Source organism: Amycolatopsis bartoniae (genome assembly GCF_014191255.1).
Lineage (GTDB): Bacteria > Actinomycetota > Actinomycetes > Mycobacteriales > Pseudonocardiaceae > Amycolatopsis_E > Amycolatopsis_E bartoniae.
The window spans coordinates 2,372,746-2,394,381 of record NZ_JACHWH010000001.1; the positions used below are offsets into that span (position 1 = coordinate 2,372,746).

The 21,636-nt window shown below is 70.8% G+C and carries 23 protein-coding genes and 1 tRNA gene; 9 read left to right on the plus strand and 15 right to left on the minus strand.

Features of this window, described 5'->3' with window-relative positions; genetic code table 11:
• The first annotated feature begins 16 nt into the window (after positions 1–16).
• Positions 17–982 (plus strand): metallophosphoesterase, encoded by a 966-nt coding sequence (locus tag FHX82_RS11175; protein ID WP_229881267.1) that lies wholly within the window; start codon positions 17–19, stop codon positions 980–982.
• A 29-nt stretch (positions 983–1,011) separates the two neighbouring features.
• Positions 1,012–1,085, plus strand: a tRNA-Pro gene (locus FHX82_RS11180).
• A gap of 300 nt (positions 1,086–1,385) precedes the next feature.
• On the opposite strand, the gene FHX82_RS11185 is transcribed toward FHX82_RS11180, so the two are convergent.
• Positions 1,386–2,132, minus strand: coding sequence for a methyltransferase domain-containing protein (locus tag FHX82_RS11185; RefSeq protein WP_145937082.1), 747 nt, complete (start codon positions 2,130–2,132; stop codon positions 1,386–1,388).
• A 38-nt stretch (positions 2,133–2,170) separates the two neighbouring features.
• Between FHX82_RS11185 and FHX82_RS11190 the strand changes: the two genes are divergently transcribed.
• Complete coding sequence (locus FHX82_RS11190; RefSeq protein WP_145937081.1) at positions 2,171–3,997, plus strand: S9 family peptidase; 1,827 nt, start codon at positions 2,171–2,173, stop codon at positions 3,995–3,997.
• A 47-nt stretch (positions 3,998–4,044) separates the two neighbouring features.
• On the opposite strand, the gene dps is transcribed toward FHX82_RS11190, so the two are convergent.
• The 3 genes from dps to FHX82_RS11205 form a co-directional block, all read right to left on the minus strand.
• The gene (dps, locus tag FHX82_RS11195) at positions 4,045–4,521 is read right to left on the minus strand and encodes a DNA starvation/stationary phase protection protein Dps (RefSeq protein WP_145937080.1); all 477 of its coding nucleotides are present in this window, start codon (positions 4,519–4,521) and stop codon (positions 4,045–4,047) included.
• A gap of 20 nt (positions 4,522–4,541) precedes the next feature.
• Positions 4,542–4,967, minus strand: coding sequence for an organic hydroperoxide resistance protein (locus FHX82_RS11200; RefSeq protein ID WP_145937079.1), 426 nt, complete (start codon positions 4,965–4,967; stop codon positions 4,542–4,544).
• Between the two features lie 130 nt (positions 4,968–5,097).
• On the minus strand, positions 5,098–5,670 hold the full coding sequence (locus FHX82_RS11205; RefSeq protein ID WP_145937078.1) for an NADPH-dependent FMN reductase: 573 nt from the start codon (positions 5,668–5,670) through the stop codon (positions 5,098–5,100).
• A gap of 102 nt (positions 5,671–5,772) precedes the next feature.
• Between FHX82_RS11205 and FHX82_RS11210 the strand changes: the two genes are divergently transcribed.
• Positions 5,773–6,825: an alpha/beta hydrolase gene (locus FHX82_RS11210; protein ID WP_145937077.1), complete on the plus strand. Its 1,053-nt coding sequence runs from the start codon at positions 5,773–5,775 to the stop codon at positions 6,823–6,825.
• A gap of 56 nt (positions 6,826–6,881) precedes the next feature.
• Here the strand turns inward: FHX82_RS11210 and FHX82_RS11215 are convergent, their stop codons facing one another.
• Positions 6,882–7,406, minus strand: a complete 525-nt coding sequence (locus FHX82_RS11215; RefSeq protein WP_145937076.1) for a hypothetical protein — start codon at positions 7,404–7,406, stop codon at positions 6,882–6,884.
• Positions 7,407–7,765: 359 nt separating this feature from the next.
• Here FHX82_RS11215 and FHX82_RS11220 point away from each other — a divergent pair, with 359 nt between their 5' ends.
• Positions 7,766–8,950 carry an MFS transporter gene (locus FHX82_RS11220; protein ID WP_260171893.1) on the plus strand — a complete coding sequence of 395 codons (1,185 nt, stop codon included), beginning with the start codon at positions 7,766–7,768 and terminating at the stop codon, positions 8,948–8,950.
• 7 nt (positions 8,951–8,957) lie between these two features.
• On the opposite strand, the gene FHX82_RS11225 is transcribed toward FHX82_RS11220, so the two are convergent.
• The 5 genes from FHX82_RS11225 to FHX82_RS11245 all read right to left on the minus strand — a co-directional run bounded on the left by FHX82_RS11225 (position 8,958) and on the right by FHX82_RS11245 (position 14,954).
• Positions 8,958–9,302: a DUF8711 family protein gene (locus FHX82_RS11225; RefSeq protein ID WP_145937075.1), complete on the minus strand. Its 345-nt coding sequence runs from the start codon at positions 9,300–9,302 to the stop codon at positions 8,958–8,960.
• Between the two features lie 9 nt (positions 9,303–9,311).
• Complete coding sequence (locus FHX82_RS11230) at positions 9,312–10,169, minus strand: SAM-dependent methyltransferase (protein WP_145937074.1); 858 nt, start codon at positions 10,167–10,169, stop codon at positions 9,312–9,314.
• Between the two features lie 31 nt (positions 10,170–10,200).
• Positions 10,201–12,543 (minus strand): SdrD B-like domain-containing protein, encoded by a 2,343-nt coding sequence (locus FHX82_RS11235; protein WP_229881268.1) that lies wholly within the window; start codon positions 12,541–12,543, stop codon positions 10,201–10,203.
• Positions 12,544–12,654: 111 nt separating this feature from the next.
• The gene (locus FHX82_RS11240) at positions 12,655–13,692 is read right to left on the minus strand and encodes an aspartate-semialdehyde dehydrogenase (RefSeq protein ID WP_145937073.1); all 1,038 of its coding nucleotides are present in this window, start codon (positions 13,690–13,692) and stop codon (positions 12,655–12,657) included.
• Positions 13,692–14,954, minus strand: a complete 1,263-nt coding sequence (locus tag FHX82_RS11245) for an aspartate kinase (RefSeq protein ID WP_145937072.1) — start codon at positions 14,952–14,954, stop codon at positions 13,692–13,694. Before FHX82_RS11245 ends, FHX82_RS11240 begins: the two co-directional genes overlap by 1 nt.
• A gap of 283 nt (positions 14,955–15,237) precedes the next feature.
• Between FHX82_RS11245 and FHX82_RS11250 the strand changes: the two genes are divergently transcribed.
• Together FHX82_RS11250 and FHX82_RS11255 are read left to right on the plus strand one after the other, a co-directional pair.
• The gene (locus tag FHX82_RS11250) at positions 15,238–15,441 is read left to right on the plus strand and encodes a hypothetical protein (protein WP_145937071.1); all 204 of its coding nucleotides are present in this window, start codon (positions 15,238–15,240) and stop codon (positions 15,439–15,441) included.
• A 22-nt stretch (positions 15,442–15,463) separates the two neighbouring features.
• The gene (locus FHX82_RS11255; RefSeq protein WP_145937070.1) at positions 15,464–16,054 is read left to right on the plus strand and encodes a nitroreductase family protein; all 591 of its coding nucleotides are present in this window, start codon (positions 15,464–15,466) and stop codon (positions 16,052–16,054) included.
• Here the strand turns inward: FHX82_RS11255 and FHX82_RS11260 are convergent.
• Positions 16,021–16,533, minus strand: coding sequence for an NAD(P)H-dependent oxidoreductase (locus FHX82_RS11260; RefSeq protein WP_183176553.1), 513 nt, complete (start codon positions 16,531–16,533; stop codon positions 16,021–16,023). The genes FHX82_RS11255 and FHX82_RS11260 overlap by 34 nt on opposite strands.
• Positions 16,534–16,600: 67 nt before the next feature.
• On the opposite strand from FHX82_RS11260, the gene FHX82_RS11265 reads away from it, so the two are divergent.
• Complete coding sequence (locus FHX82_RS11265) at positions 16,601–17,434, plus strand: sigma-70 family RNA polymerase sigma factor (protein WP_145937068.1); 834 nt, start codon at positions 16,601–16,603, stop codon at positions 17,432–17,434.
• Here the strand turns inward: FHX82_RS11265 and FHX82_RS11270 are convergent.
• Entirely contained in the window at positions 17,431–17,817 is a 387-nt protein-coding gene (locus FHX82_RS11270; RefSeq protein WP_145937067.1) for a hypothetical protein, read from the minus strand. The two genes, FHX82_RS11265 and FHX82_RS11270, sit on opposite strands and share 4 nt — an antisense overlap.
• Positions 17,818–18,051: 234 nt before the next feature.
• Here FHX82_RS11270 and leuA point away from each other — a divergent pair, with 234 nt between their 5' ends.
• Positions 18,052–19,827 (plus strand): 2-isopropylmalate synthase, encoded by a 1,776-nt coding sequence (gene leuA, locus FHX82_RS11275; RefSeq protein WP_145937066.1) that lies wholly within the window; start codon positions 18,052–18,054, stop codon positions 19,825–19,827.
• 43 nt (positions 19,828–19,870) lie between these two features.
• Here leuA and FHX82_RS36900 read toward each other — a convergent pair whose 3' ends face one another.
• The 3 genes from FHX82_RS36900 to FHX82_RS11290 are packed head-to-tail and all read right to left on the minus strand — an operon-like array spanning position 19,871 to position 21,627.
• Entirely contained in the window at positions 19,871–20,230 is a 360-nt protein-coding gene (locus FHX82_RS36900; protein ID WP_145937065.1) for a hypothetical protein, read from the minus strand.
• On the minus strand, positions 20,227–20,691 hold the full coding sequence (locus tag FHX82_RS11285) for a hypothetical protein (protein ID WP_145937064.1): 465 nt from the start codon (positions 20,689–20,691) through the stop codon (positions 20,227–20,229). Before FHX82_RS11285 ends, FHX82_RS36900 begins: the two co-directional genes overlap by 4 nt.
• A gap of 39 nt (positions 20,692–20,730) precedes the next feature.
• Entirely contained in the window at positions 20,731–21,627 is an 897-nt protein-coding gene (locus tag FHX82_RS11290) for a LysR family transcriptional regulator (protein ID WP_145937063.1), read from the minus strand.
• Positions 21,628–21,636: the final 9 nt, after the last annotated feature.

Consider the following 21,636-nt stretch of genomic DNA (forward strand, 5'->3'; position numbering starts at 1 on the left):
CAGTATCCTCGGGCACGTGGGTACGGACAGTAACTTGAAGAGCGCGGCCCGGGTCGCCGCGGGAACGGTGGCGCTCGGCGCCGCGACGCTGGGGTATGCGGTCGGCATCGAGCGGCGGCACTGGACGTTGCGGCAGGCCGAGCTGCCGGTGCTCGCGCCCGGTGCCCGGCCGATGCGGGTCCTGCACGTCTCCGACCTGCACATGATGCCGGGGCAGAAGTCGAAGCAGCGGTGGGTCGCCGCGCTGGGGGAGCTGGAGCCGGACCTGGTGGTGAACACCGGGGACAACCTCGCGCACCCGCAGGCCGTGCCGTACGTGCTGCGCGCGCTCGGCCCGCTGCTCGACCGGCCCGGGGTGTTCGTCTTCGGCAGCAACGACTACTACGCGCCCAAGCCCAAGAACCCGGCTCGTTACCTGATGCCCCGCGGCAAGAAGAAGCGCGTCCACGGCAAGCACCTGCCGTGGCAGGACCTGCGCGCGGCCTTCGTCGAGCACGGTTGGCAGGACCTCACCCACGCCCGCCACACGTTCGAGGTCGCCGGGCAGCAGGTCTTCGCCGCCGGCCTCGACGACCCGCACCTGCGCCGCGACCGCTACAACCAGATCGCGGGCCCCGCCGACCCCGCGGTCCTGCGCGTCGGCGTCACCCACTCACCCGAACCACGCGTACTGGACCCCTTCGCCGCGGACGGGTACGACCTCGTCCTGGCGGGCCACACCCACGGCGGGCAGCTCCGCATCCCCGGCATCGGCGCCCTCGTGACGAACTGCGAGCTCGACCGCTCCCGCGCCCGAGGCGCCTCCCGCTGGGGCGCGCACATGTGGCTCCACGTGTCCGCTGGCCTGGGCACCTCCCCCTACGCCCCGGCTCGGTTCGCCTGCCCGCCCGAGGCGAGTCTCCTGACCCTCGTCCCCCGCCCCACGCAGGCAGAGAAGCCCCACAAGGACACCCCCCGCAAAGCCGGTAGCGACATCCGCTAGACTTCTACCCGGCCCGGCAAGCAGTACATCGGGGTGTGGCGCAGCTTGGTAGCGTGCCTCGTTCGGGTCGAGGAGGTCGTGGGTTCAAATCCCGCCACCCCGACGGAAGATCAGGGAGATCCCTGTCCGCAAGGCTTGGTCTTGTGGACAGGGATCTCCCTTTTTATGTCCCCCAGGGGTCGCCCCCCAGAGAAGGCGAGACGGCAAAGCAACGCGAAGGGGTGTGGGTGGGGCCAGACCTCCCCCTGCCCCCTCGTCCTTGCCATCTCTTGCGGTGGGCTGGGCGGGTCAAGGGTGGCGAAGCCATCGCGAAGCGACGCCGAAGGCGCCCTTGACGCGACCAGACCGCCGTAAGACACTCCGGCAAGAAGGGGCCCACCCGCACCCCTGGCCCGTCAGGGCCTCACTTCACCGCCAGCACTTCCTCCCAGCACTGCGAAAACTCCCCATCTCCGGCATGGGACCAAGCCCACGCCGACCGAGCAGCACTGGCCAACTGATCCCGATCCTCCGAGGACGCCGACAACGCCTCATCCAACCGGGACTCCACGTACCGAGCCAGATCCCGATACCCCATGTCCGGCCGAAACCGAGCATGGGTCCGAACATCCCGAAACCCAGCCTGCTCGACAAGCGAAGCAACGTGCTTCCCGGCAAAGGGATCCCCACCAGCCCGCCGCCGCAACAGATAATGTCCCCGCAGCGCGGCAACGACGTTCACCGTCTTGGGCCGCAAGCGTGCCCGACTCCAGTCCGAAGTGGACAAAGCCAGTACGCCTCCTGGCCGCAACACGCGGCGCATCTCGCGCAGTGCCTCGGCCGGACGCGCCAGATGCTCGATCAACCCGTGCGCGAACACCAGATCCACGCTCTCCGAAGAAACCGGCAACGCGTAGGCCGAACCCGCTACGAAATCCACAGTGGACTCCGCGGGAAACTGCCCCGGCTCGGCGTCGATCCCGAGCACCAGGCCCTCGCCGACGACGGGCACGAAATCCCGCGTAATGCTGCCCGGGCCGCAGCCGACGTCGAGCACGCGCATCCCGGGCTGCAGCGACCGCAGCACGAAAGCCGCCCGGTCGCTCGCGCTGCGTGCCGACATCATCGACAGCACGTCATCGGAGAACCCGGGCGCGTATCCCTCCAGCACACGCCCACCGTACGGGCAGTACCTGGCAGGATCGAGGGGTGACCACAAAGCACCCGCCCGCAGTGATTCCCGACCGCCTCTTCGCCGACGCCGAGGCCGAGGCCCGCTGGCGCGCCCGCTTCCACGCGCCGCGCATGTCGGTGCCGGACTGGGCGCTCGACGCACCCGACGCGAACATCTACGTGTCGAACGCCAGCGGCGTCTGGGAGGTCTACGCGTGGCACCGCGCGACGGGTGAGCACCGCAAGGTCACCGACCGCCCCAACGGCACGATGAACGCCACCACCTCGCCCGACGGCACGGCGATCTGGTGGTTCGACGACACCGACGGCGACGAGTTCGGGTCCTGGAAGCGCGAGCCCTTCGCCGGTGGTCCCGCCGAACCCGCGCTGCCCGACGTGCACGACGGCTACCCGGCGGGCCTCGAAATCGGGCACCGCCTCACCGCGGTCGGCGTCTCGACCGACGACGGCAGCGAGCTGTTCGTGCACGCCGACGGCAAGACCGAGCGGTTCTACGCGAGCAAGGACGACGCCGGTATCGCCGCGCTGTCCCGCGACGAACGGCTGCTCGCGATCGCGCACTCCGAGCACGGTGACTCCCGGCACCCGGCCATCCGCGTCTACGCCACCGACGGGTTCACGACCGTCGCCGAGAAGTGGGACGGCGAGGGGAAGGGCCTGGACGCGCTGGAGTTCTCGCCGGTCGCCGGAGACGCGCGGCTGCTCGTGCTGCACGAGCGCCGCGGCCGCGAGGAGCTGCTGATCTGGGACGTCGAGAAGGACGCGGAGACCGAGCTGTCCCTGGACCTGCCCGGCGAGGTCAGCGCCACCTGGTACCCCGACGCCGACGCGCTGCTGGTCGTGCACTTCCACGAGGGCCGCAGCTCGCTCTACCGCTACGGGCTGGCCGACGGTGAGCTGACCTCTTTGGACACCCCGAAGGGCCGGATCGCCGGTGCGAGCGTCCGCCCGGACGGCACGGTCGAGTACTCGTGGTCGAACGCCGCGCACCCGCCGGTGATCCGCGCCCGGGCCGCCGACGGCACCGACGAGGTGCTGCTGACCCCGCCCGGCGAGCCGGCGCCGCCGTCCTCACCCGTCGTGGACGCGTTCGTCGAAGGTCCCGGCGGCCGGGTGCACGCGCTCGTCGCGCGGCCGCAGCACGCGCCGGAAGGCCCGGTGCCGACCGTGTTCACCCTGCACGGCGGTCCGCATTCGGCGGACGAGGACCGGTTCTCGGCGTACCGCGCGGTGTGGCTGGACGCCGGGTTCGCCGTTGTAGAGGTGAACTACCGCGGCTCGACGGGCTACGGCTCGGCCTGGCGCGACGCGATCGAGGGCCGTCCCGGGCTCACCGAGCTGGAGGACGTCGCCGCCGTGCACGACTGGGCGGTCGAAAGCGGCCTCGCCGACCCGGCGAAGTGCGTGGTGTCCGGCGGATCCTGGGGTGGCTACCTGACGTTGCTCGCCGTCGGCACCCAGCCCGAGCGGTGGGCGGCCGGAGTCGCGGCGGTGCCCGTGGCCGACTACGTCGCCGCGTACGAGGACGAGATGGAGCAGCTCCGCTCCTTCGACCGCGCCCTCTTCGGCGGCGCGCCGGACACCGTGCCGGACGTGTACCGCGAGTGCTCGCCGCTCACCTACGTCGAGGCGGTGCGTGCCCCGGTGCTGGTGCTGGCCGGGGACAACGACCCGCGCTGCCCGATCCGGCAGATCGAGAACTACCTGGACCGGCTCGCCGAGCTCGGCCGGCCGTACGAGTTCTACCGGTACGACGCCGGGCACGGCTCTCTCGTCACCGCCGAGACCATCAAGCAGACCGCCACCGAGGTGCACTTCGCGTTGCGGGCGCTGGAGAACTGACGAAAAGCCCCGCCGGTCTCCCCGGCGGGGCTTGCTCGTGCGAGCGGTCAGGCCTGCTGCGCCTGCCACATCCAGTGCGCCTCTTCCAGCGCACGGGTGATCTCGATCAGCAGGTCCTGCGTGACCAGGTCGCTCTTGTCGGTCTCGTCGATGCGCTTGCGCAGCCGCGCGATTTCCTCGGCGAGGATCTCGACGATCGCGGCGATGGTCGACTCGACGCTCTGCCAGTTGTCCGGGTAGTCCGGCAGCCCGGAGCTCTCGACGACCGTCTTCGCCTTGCCGTTCGGCGAGACGCCGATGGCGTTGGCGCGCTCGGCGACCTCGTCGACGTAGTTGCGCGCGGTGGTCACCAGCTCGTCGAGCTGCAGGTGCACGCTGCGGAAGTTGGAGCCCACGACGTTCCAGTGGGCCTGCTTCGCGATCAGCGAGAGGTCGACGAGGTCGACCAGCGTCGCCTGCAGGATGTTGCCGGTGACTTCCTTGTCGCTCTCCGCGAGCGGGCTCTTGATCGGAGAGTTGGCCATGGCGGGATTTCCTCTCTCACTCAGGAGGTCTTTGCGGTGACCTCGACCTCGATGTTGCCGCGGGTCGCACGGGAGTAGGGGCAGAACTGGTGCGCCTGCGCGACCAGCTCGTTGGCCTGTCCCTCCTCCAGCCCGGGCAGGTGCGCCTCGATCTTGACGGCGAGTCCGAACCCGTCCCCGTCCTTGCCGATCGACACCTTGGCGGTGACCGTGGTGTCGCTCAGCTTGACCTTCGCCTGGCGGGCCACCGCCTGCAACGCTCCGTGGAAACAGGCCGAGTACCCCGCGGCGAACAGCTGTTCCGGGTTGGTGTGCTCGCCACCGGGCCCACCCATCTCCTTGGGCACCGCCAGCTGTTCGTCGATCACCCCGTCGGATGAGGTGACTTCGCCATTGCGGCCGTCACCCCGCGCGGTCGCGACCGCCGTGTACACCACGTCGACCATGGTCGTCCGTACCTCCTGTTCCTGGGGGAGCTCAAGCTTCCCACCGGGAACAACAATCCGCACGGCTCAACCGTTCCCGGACCAGCCTCTTCTCACCGGACGAATACCCGGCGCAAGGCCGCGGCAACCATCAGGCGCGGCGGTCGCGGGCGAACTCCGTCACATGCCTGCCGATCAGGCGGAGCGTGTGCACGGTCTTCTCGTCGGAGGCCCCGCCGGCCTCGTCGAACTTCACCTCGGCCGAGTTGACCGCGCCACCCAGTGGGGTGGGCCAGCCGCGCAGCGCGTGGGTGATCGTGCGCAGCTGGTCGAGCGTGGTGACCGCCGCCTGCCAGCCGAACGCGACCGCGACCAGGCCGACCCCGCGGCCGTCGAGGTACGGGCGCGTGTCCGGGCGCAGGTCCTCGATGTAGTCCAGGGCGTTCTTGATCAGCCCCGAAAGCGCGCCGTGGTAGCCCGGCGACACGATGATCAATCCGTCGGCGCCGCGGACGGCCTCCACCAGTCGTTCCGCCTCGGGGGTGCGCTCTTCGAGCGCGGAGTCGTAGAACGGCAGCACGAGGTCGCTGCCGGTGATCGCCTGGGTGCGGGCCCCCGCCTCCGCCGCGCCCTCGAGGGCGATGCGCAGGGCCCGCTCGGACTGGGAACCGGCTCGGAGCGAGCCACCGATGCCGACGACGTTGATCACCGAGGAGGAAGTCACCGTTCGAGGCTAACCCCTCGACTTAACTGGAGGACCAGGATTTGGGACGGAGGTCCGGGTCACATCTGGCCTGCTTGCCTACTCGCCGGTAACGTCTCGGGCATGGCGAACGTTCTGCGGTCCCGCGTCGAAGCGGCCGCGACCCAGCTGGTCTTTTCGCTGCCCCGCCCCGTGCGCCGGCTCATCGCCGGGCGCCCGATCCGGGCCGACGGGCAGGAGCTCGCACTGGACGCCCAGCTGCTGCTGCGGCTGCAGCAGATCGCGGGCACGGCGATGTCGGCCGACACCCCCGAACTGGCGAGGAAGTCGCTCGCGGAGTCGCAGCACCTGGTCAGCGGGCCGGTGATCGGGCCGGTCTCGACGCGCGAACTCGTGATCCCCGACGACAACGGCGGCATCCCGGCCACGCTGTACACGCCGAACGGGCTGGGCGAGGGATCCGGGCTGCTGGTCTTCTACCACGGTGGCGGCTGGGTGATCGGCACCCGCGCGAGCCACGACAACTCCGCGCGCTTCCTGGCGAAGTACGCCGGCGTGCGGGTGCTGTCGGTCGAGTACCGCCTCGCGCCCGAGCACCCGTTCCCGGCGGCGACCGAGGACGCGCTCGCCGCGTTCGACTACGCGCACGCGAAGGCCAAGGACCTGGGCGCCGACCCGGACCGCATCGCGGTGGGCGGCGACAGCGCGGGCGGGAACCTCGCCGCGGTCACCGCGCAGCTCGCCACCGGCCGCGGCGGGCCGTCGCCCGCGTTCCAGCTGCTGCTGTACCCCGGTGTCGACGCGTCGGTGCGGCGCCGGTCGCGTGAGCTGTTCTCGAACGGCTTCTTCCTGACCGACACCGACATGACGTGGTTCCTGGACCACTACGCGCCCACTGGGGTGGACCGGACGGATCCGCGCCTTTCCCCGATGCTCGCGAAGGACCTCTCCGGCCTGCCGCCGGCGTACATCGCGACCGCCGGGTTCGACCCGTTGCGCGACGAAGGCGAGGCGTACGGCGAAAAACTGCGGGACGCCGGAGTTCCGGTCACCGTCAGCCGGCACTCGGACCTGATCCACGGGTACATCAACTTCCTCGGCGTCGGCACGCGGTTCCGGGAAGCGACCGCGGAGGCGGCGGGCGCGCTGCGCGTCGGTCTTTCGGGCGTCAGGTAGAAAACGCGGGGCCCGGCGCATTGTGTGCGCCGGGCCCCGTCCCCCTTCCCGCGGTCCTAGACGCCCGGCGCGGCCGGGACCGGCAGGTCGTTCGGCACCGGCAGCGCCGGCACCCCGCCCGGCAGCAGCGAAAGCGCCAGGCTCGTGACGTTGAGCAGCAGCGACTTGACGAGGTTGTTCACCTTGTCCAGTGGCGCGGGCAGGTCGGGCAACGACGGCACGGCGGGCAGCTGGGGCACGGAGCCGGCCTGTGCCGGGTCGGTCAGGATGCGGGTGGTCTGCTGCGCCTGGTCGTTCGCGGTGGCGGCGGTCTGCCGCGCGTCGGACTGGATGGAGTACCTGTCGCTGGTGGCGAGGTCGCCGAGCAGCGGGCTGAGCTGGCCGAGAGAACGCTGGGTGCCCGCCACGTCCCCCGCGTAGGCGGCCTTCGTCAGGTCGTCGCGCAGCTGCACGACCTGGTGTCCGGCGGCTTCGGTGCTGGAAGTGCCCTTGCCGTCCGCCGACGCGCTGCCCGCGCCGGCGACCGCGAGCACGCTTCCCGTCACCGCGACCGCGATGATCCGGGCGATCCTGCCTTTCATCCCCTACCTCCTGGCCTCGGGATCCGACAGCGGTAAGGGATACCTGGCGGGTCGGGCCCGCACCAGCCGACCGCGCGGGTCCGGCGTCCGGGGATCTCACGTGCCGGATTCAGACCGCGCCGGTTCCGCAGACCGGATGACGCGCGCTGTTCGCCCGATGATCAAGAGCGCCGGGAAGCGGGATCGCGCTGCGTGCCCGGCTCACCCGGCGGAGCAGCTACGCCACCCGAAGGCCTGCATTCGGCGCCGGTGGTCTCTGTTCACTCCGGAGTGATCATGGGGCCGGGGACCCCATCGGGTTTCACACCTCGCACATTCGTCGCAATGCCCCACAAAAAGAGTTGGACGGGCGTGCCACTATGAGGTACGTGCAGTCGTACCGCCGTGTTCTCGGCCTTCCCCGTGTTCCGGCGACCCTGCTGCTGATGCTGCTCACCCGGCTGCCCATGACCGCCATGGGGATCACGCTCACGCTCCACGTCGTCACCGACCTCGGACGCGGGTACGGGGCCGCCGGGCTGGTCGGCACCGCCACCACCCTCGGGAGCGCGCTCGGTGCGCCGCTCGTCGGGCGGATGATCGACCGGCACGGGTTGCGGCCCGTCGTGGCGGTCTGCGGGGTGGCCTCGACGGCGTACTGGACCAGCGCGCCGCACCTGCCGTATCCGGCGCTCGTCGCGGTCGCGCTGCCCGCCGGGATGCTCGTGGTGCCCGCCAGCTCGATCTCGCGCCAGGTGCTGACCGCGCTCGTGCCGCCCGCCCTGCGCAGGTCGGCCTACTCGCTGGACTCGATCTCGCTCGAAGCGTCGTTCATGGTCGGCCCGGCGGCCGGGATCGCCGTGGCGACACAGCTTTCCGCGTCGGCGGCGCTGACCGGCATCGGCCTGTGCTTCGCGTTGACCACCGTCGTCCTGTGGTGGACGAACCCGCCGATCCGGCACGAGGACGAGGTGGTCACGGGCAGCAGGCCGCCGCTGCGGACCTGGCTCGGCCGCGGGCTCTCCTCGACCCTGTTGATCGGCACCGGCGCGCTGTTCTGCCTGGTCGGCACCGAACTGGCGACGCTCGCCGCACTGCGTGAGTCCGGCGAGATCGGCTGGACCGGGCTGGTGATCGTGGTGATGTGCCTGGCCTCGGTGGTGGGCGGCATAGTGCACGGCGCGGTCCGGCGGTCACTTCCCCAGCCGGTGCTGATGGTGCTGCTGTGTGTGCTCGTGGTGCCGGCCGGGTTGTTCGGACAACCGTGGTGGCTGCTGGCGCTCGCGCTGGTGCCGACCAACCTCGCGTGCGCGCCAACGCTCACCGCGACGGCCGAGGAGGCCACGGCGCTCGCGCCGGCGCGAGTGCGCGGCGAGGCCATGGGGCTGCTCGATTCGGCGACCCGGCTCGGCATGGCCGTCGGCAGTCCCGTCGTCGGTTTCGCGATCGACCACTCGTCGGCGACGCTGGGTTTCGTGGCGGCCGGGCTCGGCGGGCTCGTGTTCGCCGCCGCCGGACTCGCGCTGCGGGTGGGGGTCAGCTGGGCACGCCCCGTGAACGCCTGAACCCCGGCTACAGGCAGGCCGCCCGTAGTGCGGAGAGGTTGTTCGCGTTCCGCTGCACCCAGTCGTTCAGGTCGCCGAGGTGCTGGGCCTTCCGCTGCTCCAACGCGACGTACGAGTCGGCGATCGTGAACAGGTTCTGCTTCAGGTCCTGGTCGGCCACCTGCCCCGCCAGCTCCCGCAGCCGGTCGGCCTTCTGCTGAGCCTGCGCGGCCAGCTGCTCCGGGTCGAGGTTCGGGTTCAGGTTGCTCAGGCCGAGCGCCTCGGCGCACACGCTCGCCTTGTCCGTCGTGGCGCTGACCTGGTCGCAGGCCACGAGCAACAGGCCGAGCACGGCCAGCCCCAGTATCCGCATACGCTCCAGTCAACCAAAACGTCCGGTCAGGTAGCGGTCGTTCGCACCGAACATCGACGCTCCGTCGTCCAGCGGCGTCCTGCCGTACCGCTCGGCGAGGTCCGCGCCGGACACCGCGCTGACCGTCCAGCCCGCCGCGGACAGCTGCTCGCCCGGGTCGCCGTGCGGGTCCTCGGGCAGCAGAGCGGCGTAGTCGAACCCGAACTCGCGCAACAGGTTCCGCACCGCCGGGTCCTCCAGCGCCGCCTTCGGGTCGTGCACGTACTCGATCGCCACCGTGCTCCCCGGCGCCGACAGCGTGTGCAGCGTGTCGAGCAACTGTGCGGACGCGTCCCGCGACAGGTACGGCAGCAGCCCTTCGACCAGCCACGCCGTGGGTTGCTCCGGGTCGAAGCCCGCGTCGCCCAGCGCACCCGCCCAGTCGTTCCGCAGGTCCACCGCGACGGTCCGGCGCTCGCACCGCGGTTGTGCGTCCAGGACGCTGTCCTTGAACTCCAGCACGCGCGGCTGGTCGACCTCGTACAGCGTCGTCTCCGGTGGCAGGTCGAGCCGGAACGCCCGCGCGTCCAGCCCCGCCGCGAGCACGACGACCTGCCGCACCCCGGCCGTCATCGCCTCCAGCAGGTACTCGTCGAAGAACCGTGACCGCAGCCCGACGAACAGGGACATCCGCTCCCACAGGTCGTCGTCGCGCGGCAGGTCGCCCGCCCGCCTCGGCAGCGGGATCGGCGAGTCGGCCGCCTCGACGAACGCGACCGCGTACGGATCGGACACCAACGGCTCGTCCCGGCTGCTCTCCACCGCTCTCGCGGCGGCCACGGCCAGCGCCGTGATGCCGATGCCCGACACGATGTCCCAGTCCTGCATCCCCAGACCTTTCCACGACGCCGTTCGACCGCTACTGGTCGACTACCCTCCACCATCGCACCGTGAACGCGACGCCCGCCACGATGATCACGCCGGTGAACAGGATCCAGCCGATCGGAAAGCCGCCACCGCCGGTGGTGCTGGACTCCTCCGCCGCGGGGGCGACCACCGGGGCGGAAACCAGTCCGACCCGGACGGACAGGTCCTCGCGCGGCTTCGGCCCGACCGCGATCGGTGGCAGGCACCCGTCGGCGGCACCGGGCACGCGGAACGCCGCGAACTCCGGCGGCAGCGTCGCGAGGTCGAAGCAGATCCGGAACGAGCCGTCAGGCAGGTCGTCGAGGAGGTAGCGGCCGTCGGCGCCGGTGCGGGTGGTGGCAACGGGACGGCCGGCGTCGTCCTTCATCGTCACCGTCACCCCGGCCGCGCCGGGCTCACCCGGGTCCGGGGTGCCGTTCACGTTGCGGTCGAACCACACCAGGTCCCCGACGCGGTTGCGGGCCGCCACCACTCCGGCGTCCACAGTGGACTCCTCGCGGTGCCCGACGCCGACGGTCACCGGATTCGTGCACGAGGTGGCCAGGTCGACGTCGGAGTCCTTGCCCGGGTCGCCGACGTTCGGTTTGGACCACTGGGCGCCGGCGTACGAGGCGGGAAAAGCCTTGGGGTCGAAGCAAACCCGGTAGGCGCCGTCCTGCATGCCGGTGAACGAGTACGCACCGTCCGCGCCGGTCGTCGTGGTGCCGACGTCGCCGCCGCCGTCCTGAACCAGCTTCACCGGCACGCCAGGGATGCCGGGCTCCACCTGGTCCTGCAACCCGTTGCGGTTGCTGTCGAACCACACGCGGTCGCCGATGCTGTTCATCGGCGCGCTGAGCCCGGTGCCGAGCGACGTGTCCTCGCGCTTGCCCAGGCCGATGGTCACCGTGCGGGTGCAGCCGGTCGCGGGGTTCGCCGCGGACGCGCCGCCGTACTTCGCCGGGGTGTAGTCGGCGATGGCGGGCGGGAGGTTGCCGAGGTCGAAGCAGACCTGGTACGCGCCGTCGGCGATGCCGTCGAAGGCGTAGGAGCCGTCCGGGCCCGTTGTGGTCAGGGCGATCTGGCTGCCGTCGTCGCCCCGCAGCTTCACCGGCACCCCGGCGAGCCCGGGCTCGTCCGGGTCCGGCACGCCGTCCCGGTTGAGGTCGGACCAGACGTGCGCGGTGATGCGGTTGTCGGGCGGAGCCAGCCCCACGTCGAGCGTCGGGTCCTCGGTGTGTCCGGCGTTGAGGTCGACCGGTGCGGTGCAGCCGTTCGCCGGATCAGCGGCGGAGTCCTGCCCGGCCGTGCCCGCGCGGACGCGCGTGAGCTGGTAGTCGGCGTACTGCGGCGGGAGTTTCGTGACGTCGAAGCACACCTTGTACGTGCCGTCCGGCAGGTGCGAAAAGCTGTACTGCCCGTGCGGCCCGGTGGTGGTCGCGACGACCACGGCGCCGTCGGAGTCCTGCAGCGTCACCGGTACACCGGCGACTCCCGGCTCGCCTGGATCCTGCAACCCGTTGCGGTTCTCGTCGGCCCACACGAGGTCGCCCACTTCGTCGAGCCCGCCGACGAGACCGGCATCCACGCCGTCGTCGACGGAACCGGGCGGCCCGACGGTCACGCGCGCGGTGCCGGTCCCCGGGTCCACATCGGAGTCGATGTCCGGCGTGAGGCTCGCGAGCGGCGTCGTCCACTTGAGACTCGCGACGGACGGTGAGCCCGGCAGGCCGGAGGTGTCCACGCCGTCGTAGTCGAACCGGAGCGTGTAACAGGTGTTCGGCTGCACGCCGTCGGCCGGGCCGAACAGGTAGCGCCCGTTCACGTCGGTGGTCTTCTCGGCGAGCGGTTTGTCGCCGCCGTCGCACGGCAGCAGCTCCACGCGGACGCCCGGCAGCGGCGGCTCGTCCCCGTCCTGCACGCCGTCGCCGTCGGTGTCGAACCACACGCGGTCGCCGAGCTGCACGTCGCCGGTGCCGCCGCCGACCGCCATCGTGAGCTGCGCGGCCCTGCCGCCGGACACGTCGACGAACTCGGTCAGCCCGGCGAACCCCGGCGCCTGCGCGGCCGGTTTCAGGCCGGCCATCGTGGGCGGGATCGACGCGTCCACCCGGTACTTCCCGCCCGACAACGCACCCGTCGGGATCGTCACGGTGCCGTCGGGCCCCGTCGTCCCGCTCGCGCTCGCACCCGACGGATCGGTGGCGATCACGAGGACACCGCCGACTCCGGCACCGTTCTGGTCCGTCCGCACCACCCGGACGGTGAGGGGCCCGTCGGTGCTGTCGGCGCTCGCCAGCGTGGGCGCGACACTCACCACGAGCAGCGCCACCGCGGCGACGATCACGTGCCTCACGTGCAGCTCCCCTTGATCGACTGCGCACACCCTAGAAGCGGGCGCAGTCGATCATGGGGAGCTTGCGGGCTCCCGAAAGTGTGAAAACGTCGTACAGCCGGTAACTCTGGGCTAGCCCTGGGCGATCAGCTCCGCGATCTGCACCGCGTTCAGTGCCGCCCCCTTGCGGAGGTTGTCGGCGGCGATGAACAACGCCAGACCGCGGCCGTCGGGCACGCTCGGGTCCTGCCGGATGCGTCCGACGTAGCTCGGGTCCTTGCCCGCGGCCTGCAACGGAGTGGGCACTTCGGACAGTTCGACGCCGGGCGCGCTCGCCAGCAGCTCGGTGGCGCGCTCGGGCGACAGCGGCTCGCTGAACTCCACGTTGACCGAAAGCGCGTGCCCCGTGAAGACCGGCACCCGCACGCAGGTTCCGGACACCAGCAGGCCCGGGATGTCGAGGATCTTGCGGCTCTCGTTGCGCAGCTTCTGTTCCTCGTCCGTCTCCGCCGTGCCGTCGTCCACAATGGACCCAGCCATGGGCAGGACGTTGAACGCGATCGGCGCGACGTATTTCGCGGGCGCGGGGACCGTCACCGCCGACCCGTCGTGCGTCAGCTCCGCCGCCCGAGACGCGACGGCGTTGGCCTGCGCGGCGAGCTCCTCGACGCCGGCCAGCCCGCTGCCCGAGACCGCCTGGTAGGTGCTGGCGATCAGGCGCAGCAGCCCGGCTTCGTCGTGCAGCGGCTTGAGCACCGGCATCGCCGCCATGGTGGTGCAGTTGGGGTTCGCGATGATGCCCTTGCGCGCGTCCTTGACCGCCTGCGGGTTCACCTCGCTGACGACCAGCGGCACCTCGGGATCCCGCCGCCACGCCGAGGAGTTGTCGATGACCGTGACCCCGGCCTCGGCGAACCGCGGCGCCTGCGCCTTGGAGGTCGAGCCACCGGCGGAGAACAACGCGATGTCCAAACCGGACGGATCGGCGGTGGCCGTGTCCTCGACCTCGATCTCCCCGTCGCCCCAGGGCAGCTTCGTGCCCGCGGACCGGGAGGACGCGAAGAACCGGATCTCGGACACGGGGAAGTCCCGCTCCGCCAGCAGTTTCCGCATCACGCCACCGACCTGCCCGGTGGCGCCGACAACGCCTACTCGCAGACCGTCTGCCATCACCGACCACTCCCTGCGTAGACGACGGCTTCCTCGTCGCCGCCGAGTTCGAATGCGTCGTGGATCGCGCGCACGGCCTCGTCGACCTGCGCGTCACGGATGAGCACGGAGATCCGGATCTCCGAGGTGTTGATGATCTCGATGTTCACACCGGTCTTGGCGAGCGCCTCGCAGAACGTCGCGGTGACACCGGGGTGCGAACGCATACCGGCGCCGACGAGCGAGACCTTGCCGACCTGGTCGTCGTACAGCACGGAGTTGAACTCCAGCTCCGGCTTGAGCTTCTCCAGCTCCCCCACCGCCTTCGGGCCGTTGGCCTTCGACAGCGTGAACGTGATGTCGGTGCGACCCGCGGTGTTCGAGACGTTCTGCAGCACCATGTCGATGTCGATCTCGGCATCGGCGATGGTCCGGAAGATCCGCGCCGCGGCACCGGCGTGGTCCGGCACCCCGGTGACCGTGATCTTGGCCTCCGAGCGGTCGTGGGCCACACCGGTGATCAACGCTTGTTCCACGGGGATCTCCTCAATCGAACCGGCCACCGTCGTGCCCGGCTTGTCACTGTAAGAAGAGCGGACGCGGATCGGGACGCCGTAACGACGCGCGTACTCGACCGACCGCAGGTGCAGGATCTTCGACCCGCTCGCGGCGAGCTCCAGCATCTCCTCGTACGGCACCGTGTCGAGCTTCTTCGCGTCCGGCACGATGCGCGGGTCCGCGGTGTACACACCGTCCACATCGGAGTAGATCTCGCACGCGTCGGCGTTGAGGGCGGCGGCGAGCGCCACCGCGGTGGTGTCCGAACCGCCGCGGCCGAGCGTGGTGATGTCCTTCGTGTCCTGCGACACGCCCTGGAAACCGGCGACCAGCGCGATGTAGCCCTGCTCCAGCGCCTCGGTGACCCGGCTGGGCGTCACGTCGATAATCCGCGCGTTGCCGTGCACGGAAGTGGTGACGACGCCCGCCTGCGAGCCGGTGAACGACCAGGCTTCGGCGCCGTGCGCGGAGATCGCCATCGCCACCAGCGCGTTGGAGATGCGCTCACCCGCGGTGAGCAGCATGTCCATCTCGCGCTCCGGCGGCACCGGGTTGACCTGCTGGGCGAGGTCGAGCAGCTCGTCGGTGGTGTCGCCCATCGCCGAGCACACCACGACGACGTCGTTGCCCGCCTTCTTGGTGGCCACGATCCGCTCTGCCACGCGCTTGATCCGATCCGCGCTCTCCAACGACGAACCGCCGTACTTCTGGACCACGAGCGCCACAGCTATCGGACCTCCTAGGTGCGCTTTTCGATGCAGCCTACCGGGGCGGACGGCCACGGCCACCCGCTTGTGTGGCCGCGACCACTGACTTCACGCTGCGTGACCGGAGGCCGGTCGCGTTTAGCGCAGGTCGAGCCCGGGAACGGCGATACCCGCTTCGGTCCGGGGCGAATTCTGTGGTCCTGAGCACTTCGTCCCGGTGAACCCGGGGAACGCGACAGCCGTGTCCGCCCGGTGCGCGCTCGTACTGTGGAGGGCGGGGGGAGGAAGCGCGGGAGGGGCCATGGACGTCGCGACCCGCCGGGTGTTCCGGCGCGTGGTGTGCCCCCGCTGCGGGCGGCGCCGCACGGAGATGCGGGTGTTCGGCACCGACCGGTGCGACGAGCGCGGCCTGCCGAAGCCCCGCCGCCAGGTGCGGGAGGAACTGCGCAGGCAGGCGCGGGCGTGGCACCCGGACGGGGAGTGCGACCGCTGCGCCCGCCGGTGATCCTGTGCGAGCATCGGGGCCGATGCGGAAACCAGCTGAGAGCAGCGCGCCACTCGCGGACCTGATCGCCGACCGGTGGAGTCCGCGCGCGCTCGACGAAACCGGCGAAGTCACCTGGGACCAGCTGCGTGCGTTGCTGGAGGCCGCGCGTTGGGCGCCGTCGTTCGGCAACACCCAGCCCGCGCGGTTCCTCGTCGGCCGCCGCGGCGACGACACCTTCCGGCGCATCCTCGCCACGCTCACCCCGCGCAACCAGTCGTGGGCGCGGCGGGCCGGCGCGCTGCTGGTCGCGGTGATGGTGACGCACAACGAGAAGGGCGAGGTCCCGTACGCCGAGTACGGGCTCGGCCTTGCCGGGCAGAACCTGGTGCTGCAGGCCGTCGCCGAGGGGCTCGTGGCGCACCAGATGGCGGGCTTCGACCCGGACGCCGTGCGCCGGGAGTTCGCCCTGCCGGAGGAGGCGGTGCCCCGCGTCGCGATCGCCGTGGGCGTCCAGGCATCGCCTGAGGTGCTCGGCGAGGAACGCGACGTCGAACGCGAACGCGCGGCCCGCAAGCGGCTGCCGCTGGAGGAGTTCGCTTACACCGACGCCTGGGGCGAAGCGGCTTTTTGAACGGTGCCCTCCCTGAGGTGAAGGCTGACGTCGGCGCCGAAAACGTCGGCGAAGATCCGCCGCAGGTAGGGCACCGCGTGGTTCCACCCGGCGCGCGGGCCGTCCGGCTCGTAGGTCCACCCGCTGACCACGGCGAGCGCCACCGGCTTCCCGGCGAGCGCGGTCCCGAGCCCGCCGCGCGGGTTCAGCCGCGGGTCGGCGATCAGGAGACCGAGCCACGCCTTCAGCGCGACCGGGATGCCGAAGTCGTACACCGGCGCGCCCACGACGATCGCATCGGCAGCGAAGACCTCGTCGGCGAGAGTGGTGACGAGGGTCGCCGCGCCGCCGAGCACCACGTCCTGCCAGGCGTCCGCGAGCCCGCGCATGGCGGCGAGGTCGCGGTGCACCACCTCCTGCCCCGACGTGAGCTCGGCGGTCAGCGCGCGGCTGACCGACCCCTCGTGGCGAATGCTCGCGTCCACACGCAACACAGTCATCTGGTGTCCCTTCGATGGGGTCTGTTCCGTCACCGTGCTGACGGCGCACGACGGGCGGAGGGGACACATGGCTGACGGGTTCGAGGCACACCGGGAGCGGCTGCGCGGAGTGGCGTACCGGATGCTCGGCTCGGTCTTCGAGGCGGACGACGCCGTGCAGGAGACGTGGCTGCGGTACAGCCGCACCGATACCAGCGGTGTCGCGAACCTCGGCGGCTGGCTGACCACGGTGCTCTCCCGCGTGTGCCTGGACCTGCTGCGCTCGCGCGGCAGCCGTCGCGAGGAGCCGCTGACGGACGAGCCGGGGGAAAGTCCGGATCCGGCGAGCGAGGTGGAGCTGGCCGACGCGGTGGGCCGGGCACTGCTCGTGGTGCTGGAGACGCTCGCGCCCGCCGAGCGCGTCGCGTTCGTGCTGCACGACGCGCTGGCGGTGCCGTTCGCCGAGATCGCGCCGATCCTCGGCCGGACGCCGGAGGCCACCAAGAAGCTGGCCGGCCGTGCCCGGCACAAGGTGCGCGGCGAGAAGCTGCCATCGCCCACCGCCGGACATCGCGTGGTGATCGACCGCTTCCTCGGCGCCATCCGGAACGGTGACGTGCCGGGGCTGCTCGAAGTGCTGGCGCCGGACGTCGTGCGCCGCGCCGACCCGGCGCTCCTCGCCCCGGGTGCGCCGGTCGAGCTGCGGGGTGCGCGCGCCGTGGCGGAGGAGGCGAAGCTGCTGTCCCGCGAGCGCGCCCGCTACGCCGAACCCGCGCTGGTGAACGGGTCGCCGGGAGTGGTCGTGGCACCACGCGGACGACTGGAGATCGCGCTGCTGTGCACGATCGAGGGCGGGAGGATCACCGCGTACGAGGTCGTCGCCGACCCGGCGCGGGTGGTCAGCGTGGCGCTGCTGCCCTAGCCGGTGGCGCCGAAGATGCGGCGGATCAGCTTGGCCACGATGCTGGAGACGATGAGCCAGAACAGGGCCGCGATGCCGTAGTTGACCAGGACCCGCAGCTTCTCGTCGTTCGGCTCGAACAGGTCCTTGAAGCCCAGCGACAGGCTGTCCGCCCACCCGCGGACCCACGACACGATGCCGTTGCCCGGGTTGGCCGAACCGACCGTGAAGATCACGTGCAGCACCAGGATCACGGCGAAGACCAGGCCCACCCAGCGCACGACGCCGGCCACGAGGCCGACGCCGGAGTCCTTGATGCGGCGCCAGTCCACGTCGGACCCACGCCTCGTCCGCGACTCCTCGCCGGCGAGGTCTTTGTCACTTCTCTCGGCGTGTTCGGCCATGCCGGAAGTGTGTCACGTCGAAAGGCCGATGGCTACTCACCGGTAATCCACCTGGCGGACGCCGAGCGGCCTCCCCTGTTTCCATCATCAACTTCGCCGGGTTAAGGTGGGTTCGTGGCGCGTGCTCTCCTGCTTCGCTGCCGCGACGGGGCCTGACCAGACCGGCCCCCCGTCGCGGGGCTTCGTGATGCCGCCGGTCGCCCGACCCGATTCCGGCAGGAGATCCCGTTCAGCATGACCACTTCCGAACCCAGCGTGAGCCGCGTCCGCAAGCCCTCCCGTCCCGCGCCCGCCGGCCAGCCCGCCTGGAACCCCCAGCTCGGCACCTCGATGCCGGTGCACCGCTACCGGCCCTGGTACCGCCTGGTCGAGGACATCCAGCTGCCCGACCGCACGTGGCCCGACAAGCGCATCGAGCGCGCGCCGCTGTGGTGCGCCGTCGACCTGCGTGACGGCAACCAGGCCCTGATCGACCCGATGTCGCCCGCCCGCAAGCGCAAGTTCTTCGAGCTGCTCGTGCGCATGGGCTACAAGGAGATCGAGGTCGGCTTCCCGGCCGCGAGCCAGACCGACTTCGACTTCGTCCGCGAGATCATCGAGGACGGCGCGATCCCCGAGGACGTCCGCATCCAGGTGCTGACGCAGTGCCGCCCCGAGCTGATCGAGCGCACCTTCCAGTCGCTGGAGGGCGCGCCGCGGGCGATCGTGCACATCTACAACTCCACCTCGATCCTCCAGCGCCGCGTGGTGTTCCGCGAGGAGCGCGAGGGCATCAAGAAGATCGCGTTGCAGGCCGCGGACCTGGTGGTGGAGTACGCGCAGAAGTACTCCGACACCGACTTCCGCTTCCAGTACTCGCCGGAGTCCTACACCGGGACCGAGCTGTCGTACGCGGCCGAGGTGTGCAATGCCGTCACCGACATCTGGCAGCCCACGCCCGAGCGGCCGGTGATCCTCAACCTGCCGTCGACCGTCGAGATGGCCACGCCGAACGTCTACGCCGACTCGATCGAGTGGATGGGCCGCAACCTGGACCGCCGCGACTCGGTGATCCTGTCGCTGCACCCGCACAACGACCGCGGCACCGGCATCGCCGCCGCCGAGCTGGGCTACCAGGCCGGGGCGGACCGGATCGAGGGCTGCCTGTTCGGCAACGGCGAGCGCACCGGCAACGTCGACCTCGTCGCGCTGGGCATGAACATGTTCAGCCAGGGCATCGACCCGCAGATCGACTTCTCCGACATCGACGAGATCAAGCGCACCGTCGAGTACTGCAACCAGCTGCCCGTGCACGAGCGCACGCCGTGGGGTGGTGACCTGGTGTTCACCGCGTTCTCGGGCAGTCACCAGGACGCGATCAACAAGGGCCTCGACGCGCTGAAGAAGGCCGCGGACAAGGCCGGCGTACCCGTGGACGAGTTCCCGTGGGAGGTGCCGTACCTGCCGATCGACCCGAGGGACATCGGGCGCACCTACGAGGCCGTCATCCGGGTCAACTCGCAGTCCGGCAAGGGCGGCGTGGCCTACATCATGAAGGCCGAGCACCAGCTCGACCTGCCGCGCCGGCTGCAGATCGAGTTCTCGCAGATCATCCAGCGCTACACCGACAGCGAGGGCGGCGAGGTCGACCCGCGCACGATGTGGAACGCGTTCGCGAAGGAGTACCTGGAGACCGAGACGCCGCTGCAGCTGGTCAACCAGCACGTGACCGCGAACGGCGACTACCGGCTGCGCGCGACGGTGCGGGTGGACGGCGAGGAGCAGGAGATCACCGGCACGGGCAACGGCCCGATCGCCGCGTTCTTCGACGCCCTGTCGACCGTCGGGTACGACGTGCGGCTGCTGGACTACAGCGAGCACACCCTGACCCCGGGCGACGACTCCCGCGCGGCTTCGTACATCGAGTGCGCCGTCGGCGACAAGGTGTACTGGGGCGTGGGCATCGACCCGTCCATCGTGACGGCGTCCCTGCGCGCGGTGATCTCGGCGGTGAACCGCTCGCAGCGCTGATCTCGCGGACCGGCCTTCCTCACCTGAGGGAGGCCGGTTTTCGTTATTCGGTGAACTTCGGGTGGCCGACCCCGGCGTACTTGATCCAGACAGTGCGCCGTTTCACGTCGAGCAGGTAGATCACGCGACCCCCGCCGGTGACCTCGATCTGCCACTGCGGGAGCTCCTCACCCTTGTGCATCCCAGTGCACAGCGGGCCCTTCAGCTGCTGGTGTCGGCTGTGCGGCCGGCCCGGGCCCGGGCCTGGGGCGCTCCGCATGATCTCCCATGCCCAGCGGGCGTTGTTCGGCGCGGCGTTGACCAACTCCTTCCAACCTTGGACGGCTTCCGAGGCGTCGAAGCGGATCTCCCACTCCTCGCCGACCCTCGGCTGCGGCACCTCGTCACCACGCTTCGGACTCACGGCCTGGGCACCGGCCCGAAGTCCTCGCCGTCCTGGCTCAGGATCCGCATGATCTCAGGGTCGGCCATGATCTCGGCCGTGTTCCGCCACTCGATGACCACCTGCGCGACCGGCGCGAAGTTGTCCAGCGACTCGCTGCCCTCCAGGACCCCCAGCAGCTCCTCCAGGAACTTCGGCGCATCATCGGCGGGCAGGAACCGCATCCACGGGAACACCTGTGGCGCGATCTCGAGCGCGCTCGCCCGCGCCTGCTCGCTGTGCTGCAGCAGCGTCACGAACAACTTGATCGTGACCGAAAGCGTCTCCGAGATCTGCTCGGCGCGGCTCTGCGTGGTGAGCACCAGGTCCTCCTCCGTCCGGCGGTGCACGCGCAGGACGCCATGGGGGGCGCTCTCCAGCTTCCCCAGCGTCTCCTTCGGCCTGTTCAACAGGTCCGAGAACGTGACTTCGTCGATGCTCATAGTTCGAAACTAGTTGAAAACTCGGATCGAGGCAACTCCTCAGCCCTCGCTCAATGACGCCGCCTCCGCGTGCAGTGCTTCCAGCACCTTGGTCACCGCCGGGCGGGTGGACGTGCCCGTGCGCAGCACCGCTTCGATGTGGCGCGCCGCGCGCAGGCCCGCCAGCGGGCGACTGACCACCGCGGGCGACATCGTGTACCTCGGCAGCAGCGCGACCCCGTGCCCGGCCAGGACCAGTGCCTCGATCACCCGGAAGTCGTTGATGCGGTGCACCGGCCGGGCGGGCACGCCGGTGCGCACCGACAGCGAGCGCAGCACGTCGTCCACCGGGAAGCCGACGTTCACGCCCAGCCAGCGTTCGCCCGCCAGCTCGGTGAGCCGCACCTTCTCCTGACCCGCCAGGCGGTGACCCGGCGGCAGCGCCACATCGAGCGGCTCCCGCAACAGGTGAACGATCTCCAGCCGGTCGGTCGGCAACTGTTCGGCGTGCTCGTCGCGGTGGGTGACCACGATGTCGAAGTCCGCGATCAGTGCCGGCACCTCCGCCGGGGTCATGTCGACGTCCCGCACGTCGACGTCCAGCGCGGGAAACTCCGTGAGCCGGTGCAGCAGGCCCGGCAGCAGCATGAGCGCGGCCGACGGGAAGATCGCGACACGCACCCGGCCGCGTGGCTCGCTGCGGTACGTGTCCAGCTCCGCCTCCGCGCGGTCGAGTGCCGCCAGCACGTCGTCCGCGCGGGCGACCAGCGCCCGGCCCGCGTCGGTGAGCCGCAGGCCACGGCCCGCGGGCTCGGTCAGCGCGAGCCCGACCTCCGCCTGCAACGCCCGCAGCTGCTGCGAAACCGCCGACGGCGTGCAGTGCAGGGCCCGCGCGGCGGACGTCACGCTGCCCCGGTCGGCGAACTCCCGCAACACCCGCAACCTGCTGATATCCACGTCTGTGAA

Bases quoted from the DNA above. Each gene is read 5' to 3' on its own strand.
- dps (WP_145937080.1), bottom strand. From the start codon at position 4,521: ATGGCCAACTCTCCGATCAAGAGCCCGCTCGCGGAGAGCGACAAGGAA.
- FHX82_RS11200 (WP_145937079.1), bottom strand. From the start codon at position 4,967: ATGGTCGACGTGGTGTACACGGCGGTCGCGACCGCGCGGGGTGACGGC.
- FHX82_RS11210 (WP_145937077.1), top strand. From the start codon at position 5,773: ATGGCGAACGTTCTGCGGTCCCGCGTCGAAGCGGCCGCGACCCAGCTG.
- FHX82_RS11215 (WP_145937076.1), bottom strand. From the start codon at position 7,406: ATGAAAGGCAGGATCGCCCGGATCATCGCGGTCGCGGTGACGGGAAGC.
- FHX82_RS11220 (WP_260171893.1), top strand. From the start codon at position 7,766: ATGAGGTACGTGCAGTCGTACCGCCGTGTTCTCGGCCTTCCCCGTGTT.
- FHX82_RS11225 (WP_145937075.1), bottom strand. From the start codon at position 9,302: ATGCGGATACTGGGGCTGGCCGTGCTCGGCCTGTTGCTCGTGGCCTGC.
- FHX82_RS11230 (WP_145937074.1), bottom strand. From the start codon at position 10,169: ATGCAGGACTGGGACATCGTGTCGGGCATCGGCATCACGGCGCTGGCC.
- FHX82_RS11240 (WP_145937073.1), bottom strand. From the start codon at position 13,692: ATGGCAGACGGTCTGCGAGTAGGCGTTGTCGGCGCCACCGGGCAGGTC.
- FHX82_RS11250 (WP_145937071.1), top strand. From the start codon at position 15,238: ATGGACGTCGCGACCCGCCGGGTGTTCCGGCGCGTGGTGTGCCCCCGC.
- FHX82_RS11255 (WP_145937070.1), top strand. From the start codon at position 15,464: ATGCGGAAACCAGCTGAGAGCAGCGCGCCACTCGCGGACCTGATCGCC.
- FHX82_RS11260 (WP_183176553.1), bottom strand. From the start codon at position 16,533: ATGACTGTGTTGCGTGTGGACGCGAGCATTCGCCACGAGGGGTCGGTC.
- FHX82_RS11265 (WP_145937068.1), top strand. From the start codon at position 16,601: ATGGCTGACGGGTTCGAGGCACACCGGGAGCGGCTGCGCGGAGTGGCG.
- FHX82_RS11270 (WP_145937067.1), bottom strand. From the start codon at position 17,817: ATGGCCGAACACGCCGAGAGAAGTGACAAAGACCTCGCCGGCGAGGAG.
- leuA (WP_145937066.1), top strand. From the start codon at position 18,052: ATGACCACTTCCGAACCCAGCGTGAGCCGCGTCCGCAAGCCCTCCCGT.
- FHX82_RS11285 (WP_145937064.1), bottom strand. From the start codon at position 20,691: ATGAGCATCGACGAAGTCACGTTCTCGGACCTGTTGAACAGGCCGAAG.